Consider the following 24,398-nt stretch of genomic DNA (forward strand, 5'->3'; position numbering starts at 1 on the left):
TCCTTCTGGGTGGGGAGAGGGGATGTCAGGCCAGGAGCGGGGAGCGTTCCACGAACCAGACCAGACCGGCACCGGCGACGGCGACGGTCGCCGCGACGGTGCCGAGCGTGAGGGCGCGAGCGGCGACCGGCGTGGTCGCGACCCTGCGCAGGAACAGCAGCACCGGGAAGGTGAGCGCGATGATCGTCAACTGGGCGAGTTCGATGCCGACGTTGAAGGAGACCAGGTCGGCCAGCGTGGAGGCCGACAGCGGCCCGTCGACACTGAGCGCGCCCGCGAAGCCGAGCCCGTGCAGCAGCCCGAAGCCGAAGACGACGGGCAGCCGGTGGCTCGTCCTCGGCGAGAGCAGGTTGTCGAGCGCGACGAACGCGATCGACAGCGCGATGAGCGGCTCGACGATCCACCCGGGCACGCTGACCCAGCCGAACGCGGCCGGCACCAGGGTCACCGAGTGTGCGACCGTGAAGGCCGTGGCGACCTTGACGACGTCGCGCAGCCGCTTCGCACCCAGCAGCAGCGCCAGCAGGAACAGCACGTGGTCGAGCCCGAAGAGCAGGTGCTCCGCCCCGAGCCGGACGAACCGCGGGATCTCGCTGAGCAGGTCCGTGCTCCCCACCGTGACGCTGGTGCGGGCGATGTCGAGCAACGTCGAACCGCGGTGGCCATCGACGTCGTAGGCGACCATCGTGGTGGTTTCGTCGACGACGCCGTCGGAGGCGTGGAAGATGTCGCTGCGGACGGTGAGCGCGCCGGAGGCCGGGCAGTCGTAGGCGAGCGCGACCTGAACCGCGCCGGAGTCGGCGAGTTCGACGCGGGCGTCGTCCTCGGCGGTGCACCCGATCAAGCCGCGGCTCAGCCGCAGCCGCCCGCCGACGTACGCGGCCACGTCGCTCGCGTGCGCGTCCAGCGAACTGCGCCGCACCTCGGTCGGCACCTCGGCGGCCGCACCGTCCACGCCGACCGCGTCCGGGGCCAGGACACCGTCGAGGCCCAGCAGCCGGCCAAGGACGTCGTACTCCACGTCGACGACAGCCGCGACGCCGTCGCCCTGGCCGCGCAGGTCGACCGCGACCGAGGTCGCGCGGATGTGCGCCTGCGCCGGAGCGGCGACGAGGAGCAAGGCGACAACAGGGGTGAGGAACGCCAGCAGACGCACGGGCACGCACTTCCGTCGTGGGGGAACGGCGGTCGATCCCTCACCCTGCAGTGATCGCTCCACACCGGGCAACTGGTGACGACCCAATTCACCGACCCTTCCGCTGCCGGTCACCCACCGGCCGAAAGCCGGGTTTCTGGGCGCCGAAAGCCGGCTTCCGGGCCCGGCTACGAGGCCCACCTACGAAGCCGGATGAGCCCGGCGGCGATCCCGGCGCCCGGGGCGCACCAGCACGAGTTGAGCATGACGTCGTGACGTCGGCGGCGTGTGCCCGATGTTCAGGTGCGGTCCACGGTGAAGGCGGCGCGGTCGGGGGCCGGCAGCCATTGGCGTTCCGAGTCGAACGGTCGGAACGCGCGTTGGATGAAACGGGTGAGCAGAGCCAGCACCGGATGGTGGTTCTGCCGGTGATACAGCAGCGAACACGGATAGACGGGCGCGGGATCGACGAGCGGGATCTGCACGGTGCGCGGATTCCACGGCAACCGCAGCTCTTCACCGCCAAAGCCGATGTGCTCACCGGAGCCGATCCGCTCCATGAAGTGCTCCCAGCCGAAGTCGGGCCCCGAGGTGTCGATCTGGATGTCGAACGCCGCGCCCAGGACGTTGTAGAAGTCTGCCCACTCGCTGCCAGGGGTGTTCCCGGGCATCCACACGGTCGATCCGGACAGGCGTTCCATCTCGACGTGCTGCCGGCCCGCAAGCGGGTGATCGCGGCTCACGAGAAGATGCACCGGTTCCAGATACGCCGGGATGTGGCGGAGCTCCTCGTCCAGCGTCCCGATGACGCGGCTGAAGAACACGTCGACGGATCCGCGGGTGAGCGCGCCGTGCGCCGATCTGAGCCCGTTCGAGGTGAGGATCTCGATGTCCACGTCCTCGACGGTCTGATGGAACGCCCGGAGCAGTTCGACGGACCGCAGCCGGGTGTCCAGGACGTCGACCCGAAGTGCGCGGCGACGACCGCGCAACAGGTCGACCGCCTGGTCGGCAAGGCCGACCAGGGAGCGCGCGTGATGGAGGAACGCCCTGCCGTCCTCGGTGAGGTCGGCCCCGGCACGGGTGCGAAAGAACAAGCGGACGCCGAGATCTGACTCCAGCTTCGCGATGCGCTTGGAGATGGCCTGCTGGCTGATTCCCAGCCGGGTCGCGGCCTCGCCGAAGTATCGGTCCTCGGTGATGGCGGTGAAGGCCCGAACAGCACCGAGATCCAGGTCCAGCGGCACCTTGTGGACAACTTCTGGTTGTGAATGATCGGTGTGTCGATTGTTGGACAATCACGCCTGCTCTCGGATCGAATGCTCGGGTTCGCAGCCGAGCCTACAACCAGAGGGCGTGGTCTCCGATGGGATCCTTCGTGCACCTCCACGTGCACACCGAGTACAGCATGCTCGACGGCGCCGCCAAGGTGGGCCTGCTGATGGACGAAGTGGCGCGACTCGGCATGCCGGCCGTGGCGATGAGCGACCACGGCAACGTGCACGGCGCCTACGAGTTCTACCGGTCGGCGGGCAAGACGGGCATCAAGCCGGTCATCGGCATCGAGGCGTATGTCGCTCCCGCCTCCAGGCACTACCGCAAGCCGGTGTACTACAGCGAGGACGTCTCGTTGCGCCGCTCCGACGACGACACCGGCGAGGGCGGGGACGTTTCCGGCCGCGGCCTGTATACGCACATGACGATGTGGGCGGCCGACGCAAGGGGCCTGCGTAATCTCTTCCGCCTGCAGTCCCGGGCCTGGCTCGAAGGGCACGTGCAGAAATATCCGCGCATGGACGATGACCTGCTCGCCGAACACGGCCAAGGAATCATCGCCACGACCGGCTGCCCCTCCGGCGAGGTGCAGACCAGACTCAGGCTCGGCCAGTACGCCCAGGCAGTCGAGGCTGCCGCCCGCTACCGCGACATCTTCGGCAAGGACAACTACTTCCTGGAACTCATGGACCACGGTCTCGCCATCGAACGCCGCGTCCGCGACGAGCTCATGAAGCTCGGCAAGGAGCTCGACCTACCTCCCCTGGCCACCAACGACTCCCACTACGTCACCGAGGACCAGGCACAGGCGCACGACGCGCTGCTGTGCGTCGGCACCGGCAAGCGGCTCGCCGATCCCGACCGCTTCCGGTTCACCGGCAGCGGCTACTACGTCAAGTCCGCCGAGGAGATGCGCGCGCTGTGGGACGCCGAGGTCCCCGGCGCCACCGACAACACACTGCTGGTGGCCGAACGGGTCGGCGACTACGGCGAGGTGTTCGCTCACCGGGATCTGACACCCCGCTTCCCCGTGCCCGAGGGCGAGACCGAGTCAAGCTGGCTCCGTAAGGAAACCCTGCAGGGGGCGCGCCACCGCTACGGCGACCACCCTCCCCAGGAGGTGCTGGACCGCATCGACTACGAACTCTCGGTGATCGACGCCATGGGCTTCCCCGGGTACTTCCTGGTGGTCGCCGACATCTGCCGGTATGCCAGGAAGAACGGCATCGGCCTGGGCCCCGGCCGCGGGTCCGCCACCGGTTCGATGGTCGCCTACTGCACCGGCATCACTCAGCTGGACCCGATCGAACACAAACTGATCTTCGAACGCTTCCTCAACCCCGAGCGCATCACCATGCCGGACGTCGACCTCGACTTCGACGACAGGCGGCGCGACGAGATGATCGACTACGTCACCCGTAAATACGGCGAGGACCGGGTCTGCCAGATCGTCACGTTCGGCACCATCAAGGCCAAGGCCGCGGTGAAGGACTCCTGCCGGGTGCTCGGCCTGCCGTACGCCCTGGGCGACCGCATCACCAAGGCGTTCCCGGCCGCGGACGGCGGCAAGGAGATCCCGCTGGCCGCCATCCACGACACCCGCCACCCGCGCCACGGCGAGGCCACCGAGCTACGCCAGATGTACGCGCAGAACCCCGACGTCAGACGAGTGATCGACACCGCCGCCGGTATCGAGGGCCTCACGCGCGGCACCGGAATCCACGCCGCGGGCGTGATCCTCTCCCGCGAGCCGCTCATCGACGTGATCCCCCTGGTCAAGCCCAAGGCGGACGGGCCCGTCATCACCGGCTTCCCCTTCACGCAGGCCGAGGACATGGGCCTGCTGAAGATGGACTTCCTCGGCCTGCGCAACCTCACCGTCATCGGCGACGCCATCGCGAACGTCCGCGCCAACAAGGGCGTCGACATCGACGTTCTCGACATTCCCCTGGACGACCCCACGACGTACGAGCTGCTCGCCCGCGGTGACACGCTCGGCGTCTTCCAGCTGGACAGCGGCGGCATGCGGGTGCTGCTGAGGCTCATGCAGCCCACCACGTTCACCGACATCGCCGCGGTGAACGCGCTGTACAGGCCTGGCCCGATGGAGATGAACGCCCACACCAACTACGCACTGCGCAAGACCGGCAGGCAACCGGTAGAGCCGATCCACCCCGAGCTGGAAGAGGCGTTGGAGCCCATCCTGGGCGACACCTACCACCTGGTGGTCTTCCAGGAGCAGGTCATGGCCATCGCCCAGCAGCTCGCCGGCTACTCGCTCGGCGCCGCCGACATGCTGCGGCGGGCCATGGGCAAGAAGAAGAAGGAGGTTCTCGACGCCGAATGGGACCGCTTCTCGACGGGCATGGGCGCACGCGGCTTCTCCGAAGAGGCCGTCAAGGCAGTCTGGGACGTCCTCGTCCCCTTCAGCGGCTACGGCTTCAACAAGTCCCACACCGCCGGTTACGGCCTGGTCTCCTACTGGACCGCCTACCTCAAGGCCAACCACCCGTGCGAGTACCTCGCCGCACTACTGACCTCCGTCGGCGACGACAAGGACAAGATGGCCGTCTACCTGTCAGACTGCCGGCGCCTGGGTATCAAGGTGCTACCTCCCGACGTCAACGCCAGCCGGCTCGACTTCACCGCTGTCGGATCCGAGATCCGCTTCGGCCTGGGCGCCGTGCGCAACGTCGGGGCCGGCGTCGTGGACGCCATCGTCCGCACCCGTGAAGCAGAGGGCCGCTACACCGACTTCAACGACTTCCTCGCCAAGGTCCCGTCCGTCGTCTGCAACAAGCGCGTCATCGAGTCGCTGGCAAAGGCCGGCGCCTTCGACAGCATGGGGCACCATAGAAAAGCCTTGGTCGCGGTGCACGAGCAGGCCGTCGACGCGGTCGTCGACGTCAAGCGGAACGAGGCGCACGGCCAGGACTCGCTGTTCGGCGAGCCCGGCCAACGCAGCGCCTTCTCGGTCACGATCTCCCACGGCGAATGGGACAAGGCCACCCTGCTCACCTTCGAACGCGAGATGCTCGGGCTCTACGTCTCCAGCCATCCGCTCGACGACGCGGAAAGCGTCCTGTCCGCCAACCGAGACACCACCATTGCCGACCTGCTCGCGTCCGGACGTCAAGACGGCATGACCAGGATCAGCGGCATCGTCTCCGGCCTGCAACGCAAGGTCACCAAGCAGGGCAGCCCATGGGCGATCGTCACCCTCGAAGACCACGACGCCTCCGTGGAGTGCCTCGTTTTCCCCAAGACCTACACCTTGTACGGCGAGACGCTGGTCGAGGACCGCGTCATCTCTGTTCGCGGCCGGATCAACGTCCGCGAAGAGACCATGAGCCTCTACAGCGAGGAGATCGCGATCCTGGACGTCTCCCAGGCGGGCACCCATCCCCCCGTGGTGATCTCGGTCCAGGAGGCACAGCTGAACCTGCGGGTCGTGCAGGAGCTGAAGCAGATCCTGATCGCCCATCCCGGCCGGGCGCCCGTCCACGTGTGCCTGCATCGCCGGGGCGCCAGGAGCGTGCTGCTGAACCTTGTGCCCTTCCAGGTCGCTCCGGGGCCCGCGTTCTACGGCGACCTCAAGGCGCTGTTCGGCCCCGGAGCGATCGGCGGAGCATGACCGATGGGTGGGCGTGTCCCGTTGCCGTACCCCCAGGCCGCGCGTGCGGCGTGCGGCCGAGCGCACCGCCCTCGATGCCCTGGGCCTCCTGATGGAACGTCCCGGCGAATCAGGAGGCGAGTCGTATGACGCGCCGATCAGCCGGTCCTGACTATCGCTCATGTGCTCGTGAAGGTGCTCCAGACGGGTGTTGATGACGAGAAAAGCTTCGGCGTCATGTCGAATCCATCCCTTCCCGTTCGACGCATGGTGAGCCACGGTTGAATCGGCCAGTGTGGCCGATCCCGGGCGGACGCGAAGGAACACAGCGATGAAGGTCATGGTTCTGGTCAAGGCTACGGAGCGGTCCGAGTCCGGCGAGTTCGGTACAGCCGAGGAGTTCGTGGCGATGGACCTCTACAACAAGGAGCTCGTCGAGGCGGGCGTCGTACTGGCCGGCGACGGACTCCAGCCGACCAGCAAGGGCAAGCGGGTCGCCTTCGACGCCGACGGCAACACCACAGTCAAGCGCTCGCCGGTCCGCGACGGCGAGATCGAACTTCGAAAGGTCCTCGACGCTGAGGACTTCGACGAGTCCTTCCCGGCCGAGATCGCGGCGGCCGAGCAGCGGCTGCGCCCGGAGCGCACCGCCAAGCAGTAGTGACGACAGCGACCCAGCAGGCGATCGACTCGGTCTGGCGGATCGAAATCCGCCAGACCGGCCTGGCCGGTGTCGTTCGCGATGTCTGGCTGGCCGAAGACCTTGCGCAGGACGCAACTCGCCGCGGCGCTCGACCAGTGGCCCGAGTCAGGTGTCCAGACATCCCGGGCGCCAAACCCCCCGAAGTAAGGAACGGAGCCCCACGTGACGAGCGAACCACGCGCCATGACGCGCGACGACCGCAAGGTCCTCGCCAGCACCCTGGCCGGCACCACCATCGAGTGGTACGACTTCTTCATCTACGCCCAGGCCGCCGGCCTGGTGTTCGGCCCGCTCTTCCTCGCCCCGGTGAACGAGCAGGCCCCCGGCCTGGCCACGCTCATCTCGCTGGCCACGATCGGCATCAGCTTCCTGTTCCGCCCGCTCGGCGCGATCGTCGCCGGCCGGTACGGCGACCGGCTGGGCCGCAAGCGCATGCTCGTGCTGACGCTGCTCCTCATGGGCGCGGCCACCACCCTCATCGGCCTGCTGCCCACCTACGGGTCGATCGGCGTGGCCGCGCCCATCGCGCTCATCCTCCTGCGCATCCTGCAGGGCTTCTCCGCGGGCGGCGAATGGGGCGGCGCCGCCCTGCTGGCGGTGGAGCACGCGCCCCGCGACCGCCGTGGATGGTGGGGCGCCTTCCCCCAGATCGGCGTGCCGATCGGCCTCATCCTGGCGACCGGCGTTCTGTGGATCATGAGTACGGTGACCACGCCGGAGCAGTTCCAGACGTGGGGCTGGCGGGTGCCGTTCCTGCTCTCCCTGACCCTGATCGTCATCGGCTATCTGGTGCGGCGGGCCGTCGAGGAGAGCCCCGTGTTCGAGGAGCTGCGGCAGCGCACCAGGACGTCCTCCGCGCCGCTGCGCGACCTGTTCCGCAGCAACAGCAAGAACGTGATGCTCACCGCGTTGATCTTCGTGGCCAACAACGCCGCAGGCTATCTCCTCATCGCCTACTTCATCAGTTACGGCACCACCACGTTGGGCCTGTCCCGGCCGTCCGTGCTGCTCGCCACGGTCGTCGGATCGGTCGGCTGGCTGGTCTTCACCCTGTACGGCGGGGTGCTGTCCGACCGGATCGGCCGGGTCCGCACCTTCCAGATCGGCTACGTGCTCGTGTTCGTCTGGATGATTCCGCTCTTCCTGCTGATGGAGACCCGCAGCATCTGGCTCTTCACGGCGGCGATCATCGTCCTGAGCATCGGCCTGGGCCTGTCGTACGGGCCCATGTCGGCCATGTACGCCGAGATGTTCCCCGTCTCGGTGCGCTACTCCGGCGTGGCCATCGGCTATGCGCTCGGCGCCATCCTGGGCGGAGCCTTCGCACCCACGATCGCCCAGGCACTGGTGCAGAGCACGGGATCCGCCTTGTCCGTCGGCGCCTACATCATGGCGCTCTGCGTGATCTCCCTGGCGGCCGTCACGGCGGTCAAGGAGCCGAAGGGCACCGACCTGGGGCTCGCCCAACAGCCGATCGTCTGACGCCGGCGCACCAGCTTGCGGCGCGCCTCATCGGCCGGATGGCGCATTTCGGACGTGGGCATGCGTGAGGACGTACGGACAGGCGACCCGTGTCCGGTGAGCCGGTGCCGAGGAACGAAGCACCGGCTCACCGATCATGCTCCGGCCATCAGCAGAGGCCGGCTCACGCCTGCTGATCGTAGGGCTGTATGTGTACGACGGCGCGGCAACCTGGGTCGGTGCGCTCGGTTGGTACGGCGCGGCAGGTGTGCGGTGGCCGGCCCGGCGTTGCCGGCCGGGAACCGGCCACCAGGCCGCTTCCGGGAAACACGGCTCAGTAGTCGGTGACCATGATCTTCACACGGACGGAGCCGTCGTTGTCGCTGAGGCAACCGTCGGCGTCGTTGACGCGCAGCTGGAGGAAGCCTGCCTGGCGCGCCCGGATCAAGCCCCTGCTGCCGACCCGGTAGTGGTCTCCGTTGATCTTCGCGATCATCGAGCCGTGCGGATGCCTGCTGAGGATCTTGCACTCCTGGTAGATCCTGCGGTCGATGTGCCTGGCGTAGCCGGCCGAGGACACGTAGGGGAACTCGCGGTAGTCGACCGTCCACCGGCCGCTGACGTAGTGGATCCGCACCATGTCACCGGGTTCGACGTACACTCCCGCGTGCTGCCAGCCCCTCTCGGAACTGATCCATTTGCTTTTGCCGTAGTGCGACGTGGCCGAGGCAGGAGAGGCTCCGGCGAGGACACAGCTGCCGGCGGCGAGCGTGGCGAGGAACAGGGTGGCCAGCTTCGATCGCATCTGTGGATGCCCTTTCCGAGGTCTGTTCTTCATGTCCGTCGTACATTCGGGTTGGACAGCGCCCGGGTGAGGAAGGTTCGCGGCCTTGGCGATCTTTTTCCGCCCCGCTCGCAAGGCGCTCAACCGTAGTCCGCGAGTCAGCCGGTCGCCGGATGTCGTACCTCAGGCTGGAACCGGCCGACGGCCCCTCCGCAGCCGCAAGTTCGGCGGGTAGCCGGCTCCACCAGGCCGGTCATGACGTCGTCGGCCGGAGGTCCGCGACCGGTCCGCGGGACCGCTCGGCTCGATCGAGGGCGGCGCGAGCATCGTCTGCAGGGTCATCCGCGGACCATCCGTCATATGGAGGACTCTAGAAATCCAACACGGAACGTGACATCACCTCGCCGGTGATGACCACGTGCCCACTCGCTGGTGTCCCTGGAGAGGGAGGGCGGCCCAGTACTCCGAGCCCCACGGAAGCCTCGCCGTCGACGGGCACTCGGTAGATGCTGACCGCTGAGGAAAACGTGCCCGTTGTTCTTCCCCGTCGGGATGACCAGCTTGCCTTCGTCTTGATGAGCTGTCACCGTGGCTCCCTTTTGATCGCGCTGTGTGTACGCCTCAGGCGGCGATCCAGCCTTCGGTCGATCCCGTCGTCGATGCCACGTAGCCGTCCGGACGGATCAACGCCCGCGTGACGCCGGGCCAGGGCAGTCGGGGCACGACGGCCACCGTCACCTCGGGATGGGGTGCCGGTGCGGGCTCCGTCGTCAGGAGGACGAACCCGCCGCTGTGGAACAGGTCGCTCGCGTAGCCATGCTCCAGCTCGAAGTCCGGCAGGCGGGTGCCCGTCGCCGGGTGGGCGTCCGGCGGGGCCGGGTAGCGGACGTCCAGGCCCGAGACCAGGCCGGACAGGTGGTGCTGGACCTCCGGCAGGGTGGCCAGCTCCGTGACGAGAGCGCGCACCGCCCGCTGTTCCGCGGTCGTCGGGATCAGCGCCGACTGGGTTGCCACGTTGTCCATCACCCGGGCCGCCACCGGGCGGCGCTCCGATTCGTAGGTGTCCAGCTGGCCCGCGGGGGCCCGGCCGCGGAGCACCGCCGCCAGTTTCCAGCCCAGGTTCATCGCGTCCTGAAGGCCCAGGTTCAGGCCCTGACCGCCTGCCGCGAAGTGGATGTGGGCCGCGTCGCCCGCCAGGAGGACGCGGCCCATACGGTACCGCTGCGCCAGGCGCGAGTCGTCCGCGAATCGGGACGCCCAGCGGATCTCCTCGATCTCCACCTCCTCGCCGTAACGCTCGCGCACGACCTGGCGGATTTCGTCGTCGGTCACCTTCGCGCGCATGTCGGCCGGACGGCGCAGGCGGTCGCCGTACCCCAGCCGGTACAGACCCGGCGGGCCCAGCGGGATCAGGGTGTGGAACACCCCCGCGCCGTGCGACGCGACGATGTTCCGCATCGACCGCCACTGCTCCGGGACACCGGCGGGCGCCACCCGGAACACCACGTCCGCCACCACGCCGTACCCCCGGCCCTCCACGCCGTCGAACGACAGCCCCAGGCCGCGCCGCACGGCGCTGCGCCCACCGTCACACCCGACGAGGTAGTCCGCGCGGACGCGCGCGCCGTCCGCCGTGACCGTCACGCCGGTCGCGTCCTGGACGAACCCGGTCAGCTCGTGCCCGCGGAGCACTGTCACACCCTGCTCCACCAGCCGTTCCTCCAGCGTCGCCTCGACCTCCCCCTGCGGGATGCCCACCTGGTACGGGTGCCGCGTGTCCCAGCCGGCGTAGCTCACCGGGATCGCCGCGAAATGGCCCTCCCCGACGGTCGCGAACGACCGCTGCTCCGCCCGTCCGAGCAGTCCCCGCAGGTCGAGTACCTCCGCCGTGCGCGGCTGCAGGTTCAGCGCCTTCGACAACCCGCTCCGCGCGCTGAGCCGTTCCAGCACCACGACGTCGACTCCGGCCAGCGCCAGCTCGTTCGCCAGCATCAGCCCGGTCGGCCCTGCCCCGGCGACGACCACCTCCGCGGTCAGCTCGATCATTCCGCCTCCCTTAACGGCGTTAAATTGAACTCTGCCGAAGATGCCCTTAACATCGTTAAGTGTCAACCCCACGTCCCGAGGAGCTCCGACAGATGGCCTTGACCAGGCAGGACATCGCCCGCTCCGGGCTGAAGCTGCTCAAGGACGTCGGGCTCAACGGGCTGACGTTGCGCCTGATCGCCGCCGATCTCGGAGTCAAGGCGCCGGCACTGTACTGGCACGTCAAGAACAAGCAGGAACTGCTCGACGAGATGGCGACGCAGATGTACAGGGACGCCGCAGCCGACCGGGAGCCGCCCGAGCCGCTGGAGGAGTGGGACCTCGTCGCGCACCGCGCCCGCGTACTACGCCGGATGATGCTCGCCTACCGCGACGGTGCGAAGGTCTTCTCCGGGACCTACCTCGGCGACGTGGACCCGGACGACGAGCAGCCGCTGAGCCGGAGCATCGCCTCCGGGCTGGACGAGCGGCGCGCGGCGATGGCGTTGTTCACCGTCTACAGCTTCGTCATCGGGTTCACGATCGAGGAGCAGGCTGTGTACCCCGAGCCGGGCAAGCTGGACCAGCGCTACGCCGGGGCACCGGGCGGAGCGGTGTTCGGGAACGTCGACGCGCGGTTCGACGACGGGCTGTCAATGGTCCTCGACGGAGCCCGCCGATGGCTCGGAATGGAGTGACCACTATTCGGCCAGTGGTCACCAGATGAGTGGTGGTTCCTCCAGCCAAGTCAACATCCGCGATGTCAGCTTCAGGGCGACCGACTTCGCGAAACTCAAGCCCGGCCAGGTCCTCATCCAGGAGGGAGAAAGCGTTCCGCTGAAGACTCCAGAGGCCAACGGGGTGGGCTCAGAGAGCGTCTTCGTGGACAAGGTGATCCCCCGGGAGAACTTCGACCGCGAGGGCCAGAATTGGGCCAACTGTGAATGATCCCTCTTGCTGTTGGTGAATGCACCAGCACGCTCGAGTGGACCAAAGGACCATCCGCAGCAGGGCCGAGTCCTCGGCCAGCATCACCCGCACGGCAACTCCGCTTCCACGACGGTCGGCCCGCCGGGCGGGCTGGTCAGGGCGAACCGGCCGTCCAGCGCGGCCACCCGCTGCGCCAGCCCGGTCAGCCCGCCGCCGGTGGCGTCGGCTCCGCCCACGCCGTCGTCCTCCACTCGCACGACGACCATGGTGGCCTGCCGGCGTACGTCGATGGTCACCAGGGTGGCCCTGGAGTGCTTGGCCGCGTTCGTCACCGCCTCGCTGGCCACGAAGTAGGCGGCGGCCTCCACCGCCGCCGCAGGCCGCTCCGGCAGCTCGCAGGTCACCTTGACCGCGACCGAGGACCGCTCGGCCACCCCGGCCAGCGCCTCCGCCAGCCCGTGCGTGTCCAGCCCCGACGGGTAGACCCGCCAGGCCACCTCGCGCAGCTCCACCAGCGCCTGCTGGGCCTGCTCGTGCAGCTGCTCCAGCAGTTCGGGGCGGCCCCGGCGGGCGCGTCCCGCGAGCATGGACAGCGCCACCAGCCGCTGCTGCACCCCGTCGTGGAGATCCCGCTCGATGCGCCGCCGTTCGGCGTCGACCGCCGCGACCACCCCGGCGCGGCTCACGGTCAGCTCGTCGATCCGCCGCCGCAGCGCCTCCGTCGGGTCGGGAGCGAGCAGCCGTACGGCCAGCCGCCGCTCCAGCGCCTCCACCCCGACCAGGCCGCACACGTTCAGGAACAGCAGAACGGACCCCGACAGGAACATGTAGGCCAGCAGCGGCGCGGTGGGCAGCATGCCGTCAAACGCCTCCCCGCGCCCCCACGACCACACCAGCATGACCGCCGCGCTGAGGCCGATCACAAGCAGCAGCACCACGATGCCGCCCAGCACGCCCACGGGCGTCCGGGCGGCCAGGTAACGCAGCTCGCCCTCCTCATTCCTGGAGGGCAGGTCCAGGCGCAGCCGCCACAGCTCAAGCCGGGCCAGCCGGGCGGCCGCCGCCCGTACGGCGGGACGGTCGGCGAACGGCGCCGCCACCAGGACGAACAGCAACCCCACGAGGGCGGTGACCGCGCCGGCCGCCACCGCCCCGACGAGCTTCAGCCCTCTAACCGCCGACCGCATGCCGCCCCTTGCGCCGCTGAGCCAGCCGCACGCCCACGAAGACCAGCACCGCCAGCGCCACCGTGGCGATGACCGTGTTGGTGCCCACGCCGACGTAGGTCTCCACCAGTGCCCAGTTCTCGCCCAGTAGCCACCCGGCCAGCACGAAGACGGTGTTCCAGAGCAGGCTGCCGGCCGTGGTCAGGAGCGTGAAGACGCCCAGTGGCATGCGCTCCACCCCGGCGGGAACGGAGATCAGGCTGCGGAAGATCGGGATCATCCGGCCGAAGAACACCGTCTTGCGCCCATGCTTGAGGAACCACGCCTCGGTCTTGGCGATGTCGGAGACCTTCACCAGCGGGATCCGGGCGGCCAGGGCCAGCGTGCGCTCCCGGCCGAGCATCGCGCCCACCCCGTACAGCGCCAGCGCCCCGATCACCGAACCGGCGGTGGTCCACAACAGCACGGCGACCAGATCCATCTCTCCCTGGGAGGCGGCGAAGCCGGCCAGCGGCAGGATCACCTCGCTGGGGAGAGGTGGGAAGAGGTTCTCCAGCGCGATCGCGATCCCGGCTCCCGGCGCGCCGAGCATTTCCATCAGGCCAATCAGCCATTCCGTCATGCGTCAGAGACTAGAAACCACCAGGCTACGGCCACCATGAGGCGGATGGCCGTTCAAGGGTGCGGGAAACCACAGTTGCCGTGGCCCCCTGGCTGAGCCTCCTCACCTTGGGCCGCCTGGCCGACGTGGCCAGAGGCGGCGCGCAGAGGCTGGCGCATGCCCGAGGGTGCCCCATGTACGTTGGCCGACCGGCCAAGTGGGGCAACCTGTTCCGATGGAGCGCGTACGGCGCCGGGTTACCCGGCTACCCAAGCAAAGACGAGATCCGGCGCCATCTCACTGGCAAGGACCTCGCCTGCTGGTGTTGCTCCCCGTAATCACCCGGCGGTCACGCGCCAGGAGCCCGGTATGCCACCTCCATCCGCGCGGCATCGTCGATCTCCTCTGGCGTCAGCAAGACAGTCGTCTTCGTTCGTACCGCCCCAGACGCCGATATTGTGAGCCCCACAGCGGCCGAAGCCGCATTGCTCGGCAGGTCGACGACCACATACGTGTCTGTCTCGCCGAATGCGAAATACATCTGCTCGACCCGGCCGCCGACGCTTTCCGCCATGCGCTCCACCGCTTGCCGGCGTCCGGTGCCGCCATCTTGCAACACTCCTTTGAGGCCGTCTGCGGTGTAGGTCGCCTGAATCAGGTACTTGGGCATGGTGGAGCCCCCTCTTCTCGTGCCGCCACCCTGCGCTGGGGTGGCCATTGCGGTCACGAGTCGAAGTTCTCGGCTTAGGGCGACGGTAATCCCACCCGCTGTACTGGCTTTCCCCTGCCGCAGTCGTACGCTGCGAAGCCCGCAGCGGTTTTACAGCGGGCTGACGTTCCCGACTACATCAGGTGTCTGACCTCGGGGTGCGGCTCTCACCCGTCCCCTATCAGGGAAGATCATCCCGCATATATCCCGCGAGGCAGCGCCAGCCACGATCGCCCCCAAGAAAACGCGGATCTCTCGGGAGAGAGGGCCTTCCACATGCAGAGGATCGGCGGTTTGAACCCCGGATCGGCGGTAAACCGGGTAGACCTGGTAGCCACCCGCAGCACCAGTGGCCGCCACCTCGTGATCACTGACTGATGGCACCGACGAGTAGGGGCCCGTCGAGGACGCTGGGAGTGAACACCACGCCGGTGATCTTGGCCGCCAGCAAGAACGCACGCGAGATCCTGTTGGTGAACATGTCATCCCACGTCGCCTCCCATGCCTCCTCATCCAACTCCTCCGGAGGCAAGCCGGTTTCACGCATGAACTCGTTGATCCGTTCCGGGTCACTGCCCCACCGACTCCCTGGCAAGTGCGGCGTGAAGCCGGTGACGACCTTGCCATCTACCGCGTACACGAAGCTGTCCGACGCATAATCGTGCCGTCCGACGGCCACCACCTCACATCCCCGAGACAGCCCGGTCAACCGCTCGGCCAGCACCGCCTGGAAACCCCCCGGTTCGACGGCCACGCCCCACTCACCGACCTGGACGACGCCGACATAGTCGTTGCCGGTCATCCCTGCCGCCTCCCAGACCTTGACACGGAGTTCATGGAAGGTCATCTCCCGCCCTGGGCGGCCGGCCCCGAAGCGTCGCAGCACCTCGGCAGGTTCGAGCCTGCGAAAAAGGGACACGCAGAAAATCTCGCCAAGCAGATCCTCACGGTCTCCTACTCCTGGCGAAGCTTCCAACCAACGGAACGGAACGAGAGGATCGACCACCGCAACCTCCTTTGAGGGTTTTACAGCTCGTGACCGTTGCGGCTCTCACATAGGCTTCGAGCTGCGGCGGGCTCTTACCATTCGCCTCTAGCGAGCAAGATCTAATTCGTTCACAGGTTTTCGGACTTTCTCCGGGTGGTTGTGGGACGATTGATGCGTGGCGAGGTTAGGGCGGCGAGCCAGCTTTGAGGAGCGCCTGCGGGCGTGTCAGCTGATCGAGAGCGGGAAATCACCGGATCTGGTCGCGGAGATTCTCGGCTTCGGCCGGGCTACGGTGTTCGGGTGGTTGCAGGACTACCGGGCGCTGGGCCCGGAAGGGCTGCGCACGAAGAAGACCCGCGGACCGGCGGCCAGACTGGATGACGCGCAGCTGGCACGGCTGTATGCGTTGATCGCGGGTCATGATCCGCGCCAGTTGAGTTTCGGATTCGCGTTGTGGACGCGGGCCATGGTGGCCGAGCTGATCCGCCGCGAGTTCAAGGTGAAACTGTCGCTGGTGAGCGTCGGCCGGGTGCTGGCCAAGCTGGGCATGTCACCGCAACGGCCGCTGTATCGGGCCTACCAGCAGGACCCGGCCGCGGTGGCCGAATGGAAGCAGCACACCTTCCCCGCTATCGCGGCCGAGGCCAAACGGCTCGGCGCGGCGGTGTTCTTCGCCGATGAGGCGGCGGTACGCACCGACTACCACGCCGGCACCACCTGGGCCCCGATCGGACGCACCCCGGTGGTGGCCACCACCGGAGCCCGCCGCTCGGTCATGATGATCTCCGCCGTCAGCCCGCGCGGCGAACTGCGCTTCCAGCTGTTCGACCAGGGCCTTGACGCCGATGCGTTCATCGGATTCTGCAAGCGCCTGCTCGCCGACACCGAACGTCCGGTGTTCCTGATCGTGGACAACTCCCGCGTGCACCGGGCCAAGAAGGTCAAGGCGTTCGTCGAGGCGACCGAGGGCCGGCTGTCGCTGTTCTTCCTGCCGCCGTACTCGCCCGAGCTCAACCCGGACGAGTGGGTATGGAAGAACGTCAAACACGACCGGATCGCCCGCGCCTCTGCTCGCGGCGCCGAGGAACTCAAATCCTTGGCGTTGGGCGCGCTGCGGCGGTTACAGAAACTGCCCGCGCTGGTGAGGTCATTCTTCGCCGATCCGCATCTGGCCTACATCGGCGACAGCCTCCGCTAGTCCAGAAACCCGCGAACTGATTGGATCATTGCATACATATTGCACGCCATGGCAGACGTTGTCGTAGATCCAGCTAGGGATCAATCTGCGCCCTCGCCGGCCGACCGCCCCGGCTGGAAAAGCCTGACCAGACGACGTTGCCCTGATGGGATAATGCCCATCATGGCGGAAGACATCGAGTTGATAGGTGGACAGGAGAAGCGCGACATCAAAGTCGTCCCGTACGACGAGGCGTGGCCAAGGCGCTTTGCGCAGGAGCGAGCGCGCATCATCGCCGCTCTGGGCCCGCTGGCCCACCGTGTAGACCACATCGGCTCAACCGCAGTTCCCGGGCTCGCGGCCAAACCGATCGTCGACATCGACCTGAGTGTGCCCAACGCCGATGACGAGGACGCCTACCTTCCACAGCTCCTGGCCGCCGGCTACCGCCTGCGCGTCCGCCAGTCCGGCCATCGCATGGTGCGCACTCAAGACCTCGCTGTCCATGTGCACATCTGCACCACAGGCAGCGACTGGGAACGCCGCCATCTCCTCTTTCGCGACTGGCTGCGCCACGACACCGTAGACCGCGAACTCTACGGGGAACTCAAACAGCGACTCGCCGCTCGCGACTGGCCCGACATGAACGCCTACGCGGCGACCAAGAGCCCGCTCATCGCTGAAATCACGGAACACGCAGAAGCCTGGGCTCACTCCACTCAGTGGACTCCGTAACCGGCCCAAGAACTGTAAGACCTCGCCGAATGAGATTGGAGAGAAGTGGTTGGCTGGCGGGGCACCACGGGGGGCGAACCCGGAACCTACGGATTAAAAGATCCAGTTCAAGCCGTTCCAGATCGTTCAATGCAGGTCAACGCCTGTGCCCGGTCTTTCCTGAACGGCTCCGAACGGTCTCGTATTGCAACCCAAACTGCAACCCTGGCGGCCCGCTGGCGGCCACGAAAAGGAACGGTCTAACCTTCTGTTTACAAGGTCCCCAAAGGATCTTCACTGGCGTTCGCAAGCGTCCGCCACCTCGTCTGGCGGCATCCTCACCGTTCGCCTCTATCCGCTGCAGTTCGTGATCGTCCACTCAGGTGGCTCCCAAAGTGGCTCCCAGAAACCTCGGTGGATCACCTGCTTTGCAAATCGGGTCTAATCTTCGAGGAAAACCGCCTCGACCTGCGCCGAGGGCAGTCCGCGAGTGACCGTGATTGACCGCTGTTGACCCACCCTTAATGGCCCTCTAATGGCCCGAAGATCACGTATGTGGTCACGCGGTCTGTTCTGCCGGACCTCTGTTCTACGGTGTGCGGTCACCGTATTTTTCGATGATCGAGCTGAGAGAGCGTGGGTGGAGTTGCACCGGTTCGATAGACACATCAGGGCTTGCGACTACGCGGCAGCATAGTCGAGGTCTTTGGCGTTCTTGAGCGCGTGGTGGCGCTCGTATTCGACAGGGCTGAGCTGGCCGTTGGCGGAATGGCGTCGGCGCGGGTTGTAGAACCCTTCGATGTAGCTGAACAGGGCGCGTTCGGCTTCTGACCTGGTGCGGAAGGTCCGCCGGTCGATCAGCTCGCACTCCACGGAAGCGAAGAAACTCTCGGTGATGGCGTTGTCGAAGCACGTCCCGGTCCGGCCCGTCGACGGACGAACACCGGCCTGTTCGCATCGCTGCCCGAAGGCGATCGAGGTGTACTGGCCCAGCGCTCGCGGGCTGCGATTTCCCTCTACGTCGATCATCGTCGAAGCGTCCTTCTAACAGCTCGCGTTCGCCGAGGGCGGTCTACAGGCATAGAGGAGCATCGGCCCGGGAGAACTCGTGGAACGTCGCGATAGGCCCGTTCACAGAAGTGCCCCCAGGAAACGATCCCGGCCACGACCATCCCGGCGACCGTGACGAAAATCGCACCTGCCATGCCCACTAGTGGGCGGCCGGGACCGATATGGCGAAGCACTCTTGAGAGCACCACTCGAGTCTGCACTATGCCGCCCTCCGCCCAGAAGAGGTGGTGGCCCTCCGTAAGGAGCACCTGGTCCGCCTCCCCGAAGGGGAATGGGGCGAGATGCGCCTCACCAACGCCGAACCCCGCGCTGGCAGCCGCTGGACCAACAGTGGAAAGGTCCGCGAACGCCGCGAACTCAAGCACCGAGCACCAGGCGACACCCGATACGTTCCCGTGCACCCAGAACTCGGCGCCATGCTCCGCCGGCACATCCAGGCGTTCGGTACTGGCCCTGACAGGCGCATCTTCCTCGGTCCGCGTGGCGGCCAGATGACCGATCAGGCCTACCTCAAGGTCTTCCACGAATCCAGGACAAAGGCATTCGCACCAGCCGAGGCCGACTCCCCGCTCATGGACGTCCCTTACGCTCTCCGCCGCGCCTGTGTCTCCACATGGCTGAACGCGGGCGTTCCCGCACCACAGATTGCCGAGTGGGCGGGCCACAGTGTGGACGTCCTGTTGCGCGTCTATGCCAAGTGCATCTACGGACAGCAGGGCGAGGCCATGCGCCGTATCTGGGATGCGACGCGGCCTTGATACCGGAGCCGTCAGGATCGCTCCGCCGTCTCGTCGATCCAGCTAGCACGAACCGGAAGCGGGCGGACTGCCGAGCCCTTCGCTGGGACGCGCGTATGTTAGCAATTACTACAATTCCATGTGGACTGGAGGCGATCATGGCAGGGGGACGACCGCGTACCTTTGACAGCGACGCGGCCCTCGATCGGGCGATGGAGGTGTTCTGGCGCCAGGGTTACGAGGGCACCGGGATTTCCGACCTGCTCAAGGCGATGGGTATCAGCAATGCGCCGAGCCTCTACAACGCCTTCGGCAACAAGGAGCAGTTGTTCCGTAAGGTGCTCGACCGATACGCCGACGGCCCCGCCCGCTACATCCGTGAGGCGTTCTCGGAGCCGACGGCACGCGCGGCCGTGGAAGCCCTCCTGCACGGCGCCGCTGACGCGACGACCGAGCCCGGCCATCCACGCGGGTGCATCACCGTGCAGGGCGGCTTGGCCTGCTCGCCCGGCGCAGAGGCCGCACGCGATGAACTGACGATGCGCAGGGCGGCCGGAGAGGCGGCCCTGCGGGAACGCCTGCAGCAGGCGGGCAAGAGCGGTGAGCTCCCGGCGGGCAGCGATCCCGAGGGTCTGGCGCGCTACTTCACCACCATTTACCAGGGCGTAGCCGTCCAGGCAGCCGGTGGCACGACCCGGGAGCAACTTCACCAAATCGTGGACATGGCCATGACCGTCTGGCCGCAGCAGCCCGACGCCTGACGGTGGTCCACCGCCCGTGTGCGGCGCATCCGGTCAGCGATCGCCACCCGCTCATGGGTGACGAGTGCGAGCGGCGTCAGGTACGCCCGGGCCGCGTGCGGGGGCTGTAACGCCGCATTCGATGATGCCGTCCGTCGCTCGCGGGCGGCAGGTGCCGGTCATTCCTTCCGGTTGACACGCGTCTCTCGCCGGGCTAGTTTTTTAGTACTCACTAAAAATATCTGCGACCCTCCGGTCCGGGCGTATCGCGCACATCACCGACATAAGGAGCCATCACCATGGGACAGCTCGACGGCAAGACGGCCATCGTGACCGGAGGCACCAGCGGAATCGGCTTGGCCACCGCAGAGCGCTTCGCAGCGGAGGGCGCGCACGTCTTCGTCACCGGCCGCCGCCAGGACGCACTCGACGCCGCTGTGGCCAAGATCGGCCACAGCTCGACCGGCGTACGAGGTGACGTCGCCGATCTGGCCGTCCCCGACCGGCTCTACGCGGCTGTCGCCCAGTAGAACCAGCGCATCGACGTGCTCTACGCCAGTGCGGGCGGCGGCAAGTTCGCCACCTTCGAGCAGGTGACCGCGGCCGTGCGCTCCTTCCCCGCACTTGGGCCCCCGGCACGATCGACACCCCCGGCGTCGACGGACTAGCCCCGACCAGGAGGGGGCCGACCAGCTCACGTTCTACATGGCCGGCACGATCCGGATGGGCCGCGTCGGACGGCCGGACGAGGTAGCCAGTGCCGTTCTGCTCCTCGCCTCGGACCAGGGCACCTTCATCGCCGGCATCGAGCTCTTCGTCGATGGCGGCCGCAACCAGATCTCGGCACCGGCCAACGCGCCTGCCGGGCTGCACTTTCACAGACAAGGCACACGAAACATGCAATTGGGTCAAACAGGTCTTTGGAGTATCGAGCTGCGGATGGCTGATCCGCACGAGATCGCCGATGCTGCCGCCGAGCTCGATGAACTGGGCTGGGGCGCATTGTGGATACCGGGGCTGGGCGGCGGTGACATCCTCGGTGACTCAGAACGTCTGCTGCGGGCCACCCGCAACGCGATGGTGGCTGTCGGGGTCGCGAGCATCTGGCGTCATCAGCCCGCCGACATGGCGGCAGGGCACGCGCGCCTGCAGAGCACCTACGGCCGTCGGCATCTGCTCGGCCTCGGCGTCAGCGACCCGGCAGCAGCGCGGAGTGCGGGACAACCGTATCGGCCCCTGGCCGACATGGCCGCCTACCTGGACCGGCTCGAACAAGCTCCCGCGCCGGTGCCCGCGGGCGAGCGAGTCATGGCGGCGCTCGGCCCCAAGATGACCGAACTTGCGGGACGACGCACCGCAGGCGTCCATCCGTTCATGGTCACCCCCGAATACACCGCCGCAGCACGCGAGCAGTTGGGTGACGGACCGGTCATCGCGCCATACCAGGCCGTCGTCCTCGAAGAGGATCCCGGCAAGGCCCGCACTGCAGCACGCGACTTCCTGGGTGTGTTCCTCGGCATGGACCACTACGCCCGAAGCCTGCTCCGCCAGGGGTTCACCGAGGACGACCTCGCCCACGGCGGGAGCGATCGTCTCATCGACAGCGTCGTGGCCTGGGGTGACGTCGGGGCCATCGGCATGCGCATCAGCGCACACCACCAGGCCGGTGCCGACCATGTCTGCCTGCACGTCGTGGGCGCGGACTCGGCGATGCCTCTGCCCGAGTGGCGAAAGCTGGCGTCGCTCGCCTCCTGACCGCTACGCCGATCCCCGACCGATCCACGGGCATTCATGCCCTCACCACCCCCGGCAACCCGAAGAGCCGGCAACCGAGTGATGATGCCACGCTCACGCGGACCGTTCACGGTCGCCGCTGCGCCTGGTCGCCCGCGGGGGATTCGGCTTCGACGTGCCGGTTCCAGCGGCGAGTGTGCGGCCCCTGATCGCCCTGCGCGCTGTGGAGGACCGTCGAATCCGCCAGACCTGCCGGCTCTGGGCCAAGTCTCGTCTTGGCCCCCCTTTCCGATTGGTATCTCCAGATGAATTCCTTCGCTGTACACGCCGGTTCGTTGTTCGACGGTTTTACGGCCTCCGGCCCGGCAACGGTGTACATCACCGACCACCGCATCGTGCGCGTGGACCGTACGGGCGCCCTGCCCACCGACGGCAGGAGCGTCATCAACCTGGGCTCGCAGGCCTGCCTGCTGCCCGGCCTCATCGACAGCCACACGCACCTGTCCTTCGACGCCGGCCCGGACCCGTGACCTCGCTGGCCGCCACCGATGACGCCGACCTGCTGACACACATGCGGGCCGCCGCCCGGTCGGCCCTGCATGCGGGCATCACCACCATCCGCGACCTCGGTGACCGCGACCATCTTTCGTTGGCCCTCGTCGAAGAGTTGACCCAGCATCCGGAGCAGGGCCCTGAGATTCTCACTTCCGGCCCTCCGCTGACCACGCGGGGCGGTCACTGCCACTTCTTCGGCGGTGAGGTCGAAGGGCCGGAGGCGCTGCGAGCCGCTGTACGCGAGCGCCACAGCCGGGGCTGCGCCGTCATCAAGATCATGGTCAGTGGCGGCAACCTGACGCCTGGTTCCGTGCCGCCGCACCAGTCGCAGTACAGCATTGGCGACCTGCGCGCGGTGGTGGACGAAGCGCACAGACTCGGGCTGCCCGTGGCTGCGCACGCGCATGGCGTCCAGGCCATCAACGACGCGCTCGAAGCGGGCGTCGACAGTCTGGAGCACGTCAGTTTCCTGACCCCCAACGGAGTGGATTCCAACTCCGGCCTGCTCGACGCCATTGTGGAGAGCGGCAGTTTCGTGAGCCTGACCTTGGGCTGGGATCGCTTCGTGGCGGTCGAACTCCCCAAAGCCATAGCCGCACACCTTGACAGAATCCTCGCGGCGTACCGAGACATGCACAGACTCGGCGCCAAGATCGTCATCGGTTCGGACGCGGGCATCGCCCCAGACAAGCCCCACGACGTCCTCCCCCACGGAGTCGGCGACCTGGTCCGGCTGGGCATCCCTCCCGTCGACGCGCTGATCTCGGTGACCAGCTTGGCGGCCAGGTTGTGTCGCGTGGAAGGTCGCAAGGGACGAATCGCTGCCGGTGCCGACGCGGACCTCCTCGCCGTCAACGGCAACCCCTTGCAGAACCCCGCCGCGCTCCTGGATGTACAGGCTGTCTTCCGCGCCGGTGTCCGCGTGCGATGACCATACGCGTTACCTCCGCGTCCGAACCGTCGCGGCTGCTCACGCATCCCGGGCCTTAGTGCTCGAGGCCGACGAGGTGCCTTCCCCACAGCATTTGCACCGTCCGATACGGACGGGGCAGGCCGGCATGACATCCGATCCCCTCCAGAAAGAGTTCCCCGCCATGGACCACAACAGCGAAGACACAAAGTTCAGCCGGCGCTGGCTGCTCAGGACGGCGACAGTCGGCGCCGCCGCCGCGCCGCTCCTCGCCGGAGGCACATCGCAGGCCCTCGCCCGGCCGGCGGCCGGGATGAAGCTCACGCCCGCCACCCGCCTGCCCGGCCTGCCGAAGGGCTTCTGGAAGACCTTCACCAGCCGATACGTCGACGTCGACGGGCTGCGGCTGCACGCGGTGACCGGCGGGGACGGCCCTGCGGTCCTCTTCATCGGCGGCTGGCCGCAGACGTGGTACGCCTGGCGGCACGTGCTGCCCGCCTTCGCACGGGACTTCAGCGTTGTCGCGATCGACTCCCGCGGAGTGGGCCTGTCGGCCAAACCCGCTTCGGGCTACGACTCGGGCACCCTCGCCGACGACTCGGTGAAGCTCATGAAGGTGCTGGGTCACAAACGTTTCGCCCTGGTGACCCACGACGTGGGCGCCTGGACGGGGTACGCGCTCGCCTCGGACCACCCGACGGCCGTGGACCGGTTCGTGGCCATGGAGACGATCACTCCTGGTCTCACCGAACCCGGCGCCCTGCTGATCCCGGGACAGCTGAACAACCTGCTGTGGCACTTCCCGTTCAACCGGGTCGACGGCATCAACGAACAACTGGTACGGGGCCGGGAGGATCTCTACTTCAGGTACCAGTTCGCCTCCAAGGGCACGACGCCCACCTCGATGCCGGCCGTGGCCGTTCAGGTCTACGTCGACGCGCTCAAGTCGAGCCCGCAGGCGCTGCGCAGCAGTTTCGAGTTCTACCGCGCCATCGACGAGATCATCGCCCAGAACACCGAGCGCAAGAAGACCAAGCTCAAGATGCCGGTCCTCGCCGTCGCGGGCGAGCGAGGCGTCGGCCCCGGCGTGGAGACGGAGATGCGGTCCGTCGCCACGAACGTGAGCAGCGTGCTCATCCCGGGGGCCGGTCACTTCCTCATGGACGAGAACCCCAATCAAGTGATCGCGGCCCTCAAGCCCTTCCTCGCTCCCTACCGGGGCTGAGCCAGGTCGTGGATTCACCCGTTCGGAAGACTGATGCTGATCACGATGAATACCTGGATCCACCACTCGAGTCGCCGCAACCGGATGCGACACAGCACTGAGGTGTCCAGCAAGCAGGCCAGCCCGGCGATGGAGGCCATGGCGC

The 24,398-nt window shown here is 67.5% G+C and carries 22 protein-coding genes and 1 pseudogene; 14 read left to right on the plus strand and 9 right to left on the minus strand.

The annotated features are described in order from the left end of the window. Positions 1-25 precede the first annotated feature (25 nt). Together E1286_RS13315 and E1286_RS13320 are read right to left on the minus strand one after the other, a co-directional pair. Entirely contained in the window at positions 26-1,162 is a 1,137-nt protein-coding gene (locus tag E1286_RS13315) for a HupE/UreJ family protein (RefSeq protein WP_132612211.1), read from the minus strand. Positions 1,163-1,434: 272 nt separating this feature from the next. Further along, positions 1,435-2,382, minus strand: a complete 948-nt coding sequence (locus E1286_RS13320) for a LysR family transcriptional regulator (protein ID WP_223189902.1) — start codon at positions 2,380-2,382, stop codon at positions 1,435-1,437. A 119-nt stretch (positions 2,383-2,501) separates the two neighbouring features. Here E1286_RS13320 and dnaE point away from each other — a divergent pair, with 119 nt between their 5' ends. From dnaE to E1286_RS13335, 3 genes are all read left to right on the plus strand, one after another. Further along, the gene (gene dnaE, locus E1286_RS13325) at positions 2,502-6,044 is read left to right on the plus strand and encodes a DNA polymerase III subunit alpha (RefSeq protein ID WP_132612213.1); all 3,543 of its coding nucleotides are present in this window, start codon (positions 2,502-2,504) and stop codon (positions 6,042-6,044) included. Positions 6,045-6,354: 310 nt separating this feature from the next. Continuing rightward, a complete protein-coding gene (locus tag E1286_RS13330) occupies positions 6,355-6,684 on the plus strand; it encodes a YciI family protein (RefSeq protein WP_132612215.1) in 330 nt (109 codons plus the stop codon). Positions 6,685-6,909: 225 nt separating this feature from the next. Continuing rightward, positions 6,910-8,208 (plus strand): MFS transporter, encoded by a 1,299-nt coding sequence (locus tag E1286_RS13335; protein WP_132612281.1) that lies wholly within the window; start codon positions 6,910-6,912, stop codon positions 8,206-8,208. A 313-nt stretch (positions 8,209-8,521) separates the two neighbouring features. On the opposite strand, the gene E1286_RS13340 is transcribed toward E1286_RS13335, so the two are convergent. Beyond that, positions 8,522-8,992, minus strand: coding sequence for a hypothetical protein (locus tag E1286_RS13340; RefSeq protein WP_132612217.1), 471 nt, complete (start codon positions 8,990-8,992; stop codon positions 8,522-8,524). Positions 8,993-9,592: 600 nt separating this feature from the next. Then, positions 9,593-11,017, minus strand: coding sequence for an FAD-dependent monooxygenase (locus E1286_RS13345; RefSeq protein WP_132612219.1), 1,425 nt, complete (start codon positions 11,015-11,017; stop codon positions 9,593-9,595). A 92-nt stretch (positions 11,018-11,109) separates the two neighbouring features. Here E1286_RS13345 and E1286_RS13350 point away from each other — a divergent pair, with 92 nt between their 5' ends. Both E1286_RS13350 and E1286_RS13355 read left to right on the plus strand, forming a co-directional pair. Beyond that, on the plus strand, positions 11,110-11,694 hold the full coding sequence (locus E1286_RS13350) for a TetR/AcrR family transcriptional regulator C-terminal domain-containing protein (RefSeq protein ID WP_132612221.1): 585 nt from the start codon (positions 11,110-11,112) through the stop codon (positions 11,692-11,694). Between the two features lie 25 nt (positions 11,695-11,719). Further along, positions 11,720-11,944 carry a hypothetical protein gene (locus E1286_RS13355; RefSeq protein ID WP_132612223.1) on the plus strand — a complete coding sequence of 75 codons (225 nt, stop codon included), beginning with the start codon at positions 11,720-11,722 and terminating at the stop codon, positions 11,942-11,944. Positions 11,945-12,027: 83 nt separating this feature from the next. Here the strand turns inward: E1286_RS13355 and E1286_RS13360 are convergent, their stop codons facing one another. The 4 genes from E1286_RS13360 to E1286_RS13375 all read right to left on the minus strand — a co-directional run bounded on the left by E1286_RS13360 (position 12,028) and on the right by E1286_RS13375 (position 15,408). Further along, entirely contained in the window at positions 12,028-13,113 is a 1,086-nt protein-coding gene (locus E1286_RS13360) for a sensor histidine kinase (protein ID WP_132612225.1), read from the minus strand. Further along, on the minus strand, positions 13,097-13,714 hold the full coding sequence (locus E1286_RS13365; RefSeq protein WP_132612227.1) for a DedA family protein: 618 nt from the start codon (positions 13,712-13,714) through the stop codon (positions 13,097-13,099). The genes E1286_RS13360 and E1286_RS13365 overlap by 17 nt, the downstream gene beginning before the upstream one ends. A gap of 328 nt (positions 13,715-14,042) precedes the next feature. Next, positions 14,043-14,363 carry a GYD domain-containing protein gene (locus E1286_RS13370; RefSeq protein WP_132612229.1) on the minus strand — a complete coding sequence of 107 codons (321 nt, stop codon included), beginning with the start codon at positions 14,361-14,363 and terminating at the stop codon, positions 14,043-14,045. Between the two features lie 406 nt (positions 14,364-14,769). Beyond that, positions 14,770-15,408, minus strand: a complete 639-nt coding sequence (locus E1286_RS13375; RefSeq protein WP_132612231.1) for a DUF6461 domain-containing protein — start codon at positions 15,406-15,408, stop codon at positions 14,770-14,772. Positions 15,409-15,565: 157 nt separating this feature from the next. Between E1286_RS13375 and E1286_RS13380 the strand changes: the two genes are divergently transcribed. Next, the gene (locus E1286_RS13380) at positions 15,566-16,588 is read left to right on the plus strand and encodes an IS630 family transposase (RefSeq protein WP_132612233.1); all 1,023 of its coding nucleotides are present in this window, start codon (positions 15,566-15,568) and stop codon (positions 16,586-16,588) included. A 162-nt stretch (positions 16,589-16,750) separates the two neighbouring features. After that, complete coding sequence (locus E1286_RS13385; RefSeq protein ID WP_132612235.1) at positions 16,751-17,302, plus strand: GrpB family protein; 552 nt, start codon at positions 16,751-16,753, stop codon at positions 17,300-17,302. 660 nt (positions 17,303-17,962) lie between these two features. Here the strand turns inward: E1286_RS13385 and E1286_RS13390 are convergent. Continuing rightward, positions 17,963-18,268: pseudogene (locus E1286_RS13390) on the minus strand (IS3 family transposase); the annotation flags it as partial. A 365-nt stretch (positions 18,269-18,633) separates the two neighbouring features. Between E1286_RS13390 and E1286_RS13395 the strand changes: the two are divergent. From E1286_RS13395 to E1286_RS13420, 7 genes are all read left to right on the plus strand, one after another. After that, on the plus strand, positions 18,634-19,110 hold the full coding sequence (locus E1286_RS13395) for a site-specific integrase (RefSeq protein ID WP_165969716.1): 477 nt from the start codon (positions 18,634-18,636) through the stop codon (positions 19,108-19,110). Between the two features lie 191 nt (positions 19,111-19,301). After that, on the plus strand, positions 19,302-19,850 hold the full coding sequence (locus E1286_RS13400) for a TetR/AcrR family transcriptional regulator (protein WP_246074819.1): 549 nt from the start codon (positions 19,302-19,304) through the stop codon (positions 19,848-19,850). A gap of 278 nt (positions 19,851-20,128) precedes the next feature. Further along, positions 20,129-20,359, plus strand: coding sequence for an SDR family NAD(P)-dependent oxidoreductase (locus E1286_RS49195; protein WP_165969717.1), 231 nt, complete (start codon positions 20,129-20,131; stop codon positions 20,357-20,359). Positions 20,360-20,534: 175 nt separating this feature from the next. Next, positions 20,535-21,584, plus strand: coding sequence for a TIGR03620 family F420-dependent LLM class oxidoreductase (locus E1286_RS13410; protein WP_223189904.1), 1,050 nt, complete (start codon positions 20,535-20,537; stop codon positions 21,582-21,584). Positions 21,585-21,868: 284 nt separating this feature from the next. Next, a complete protein-coding gene (locus tag E1286_RS48835; RefSeq protein ID WP_187368155.1) occupies positions 21,869-22,093 on the plus strand; it encodes a hypothetical protein in 225 nt (74 codons plus the stop codon). Next, entirely contained in the window at positions 22,090-23,049 is a 960-nt protein-coding gene (locus E1286_RS13415) for an amidohydrolase family protein (protein WP_187368156.1), read from the plus strand. The genes E1286_RS48835 and E1286_RS13415 overlap by 4 nt, the downstream gene beginning before the upstream one ends. A 127-nt stretch (positions 23,050-23,176) precedes the next feature. Further along, positions 23,177-24,253: an alpha/beta fold hydrolase gene (locus E1286_RS13420; protein WP_246074822.1), complete on the plus strand. Its 1,077-nt coding sequence runs from the start codon at positions 23,177-23,179 to the stop codon at positions 24,251-24,253. The last annotated feature ends 145 nt before the right edge of the window (positions 24,254-24,398 follow it).

It is taken from the genome of Nonomuraea terrae (assembly GCF_004348995.1).
Taxonomy (GTDB): domain Bacteria; phylum Actinomycetota; class Actinomycetes; order Streptosporangiales; family Streptosporangiaceae; genus Nonomuraea; species Nonomuraea terrae.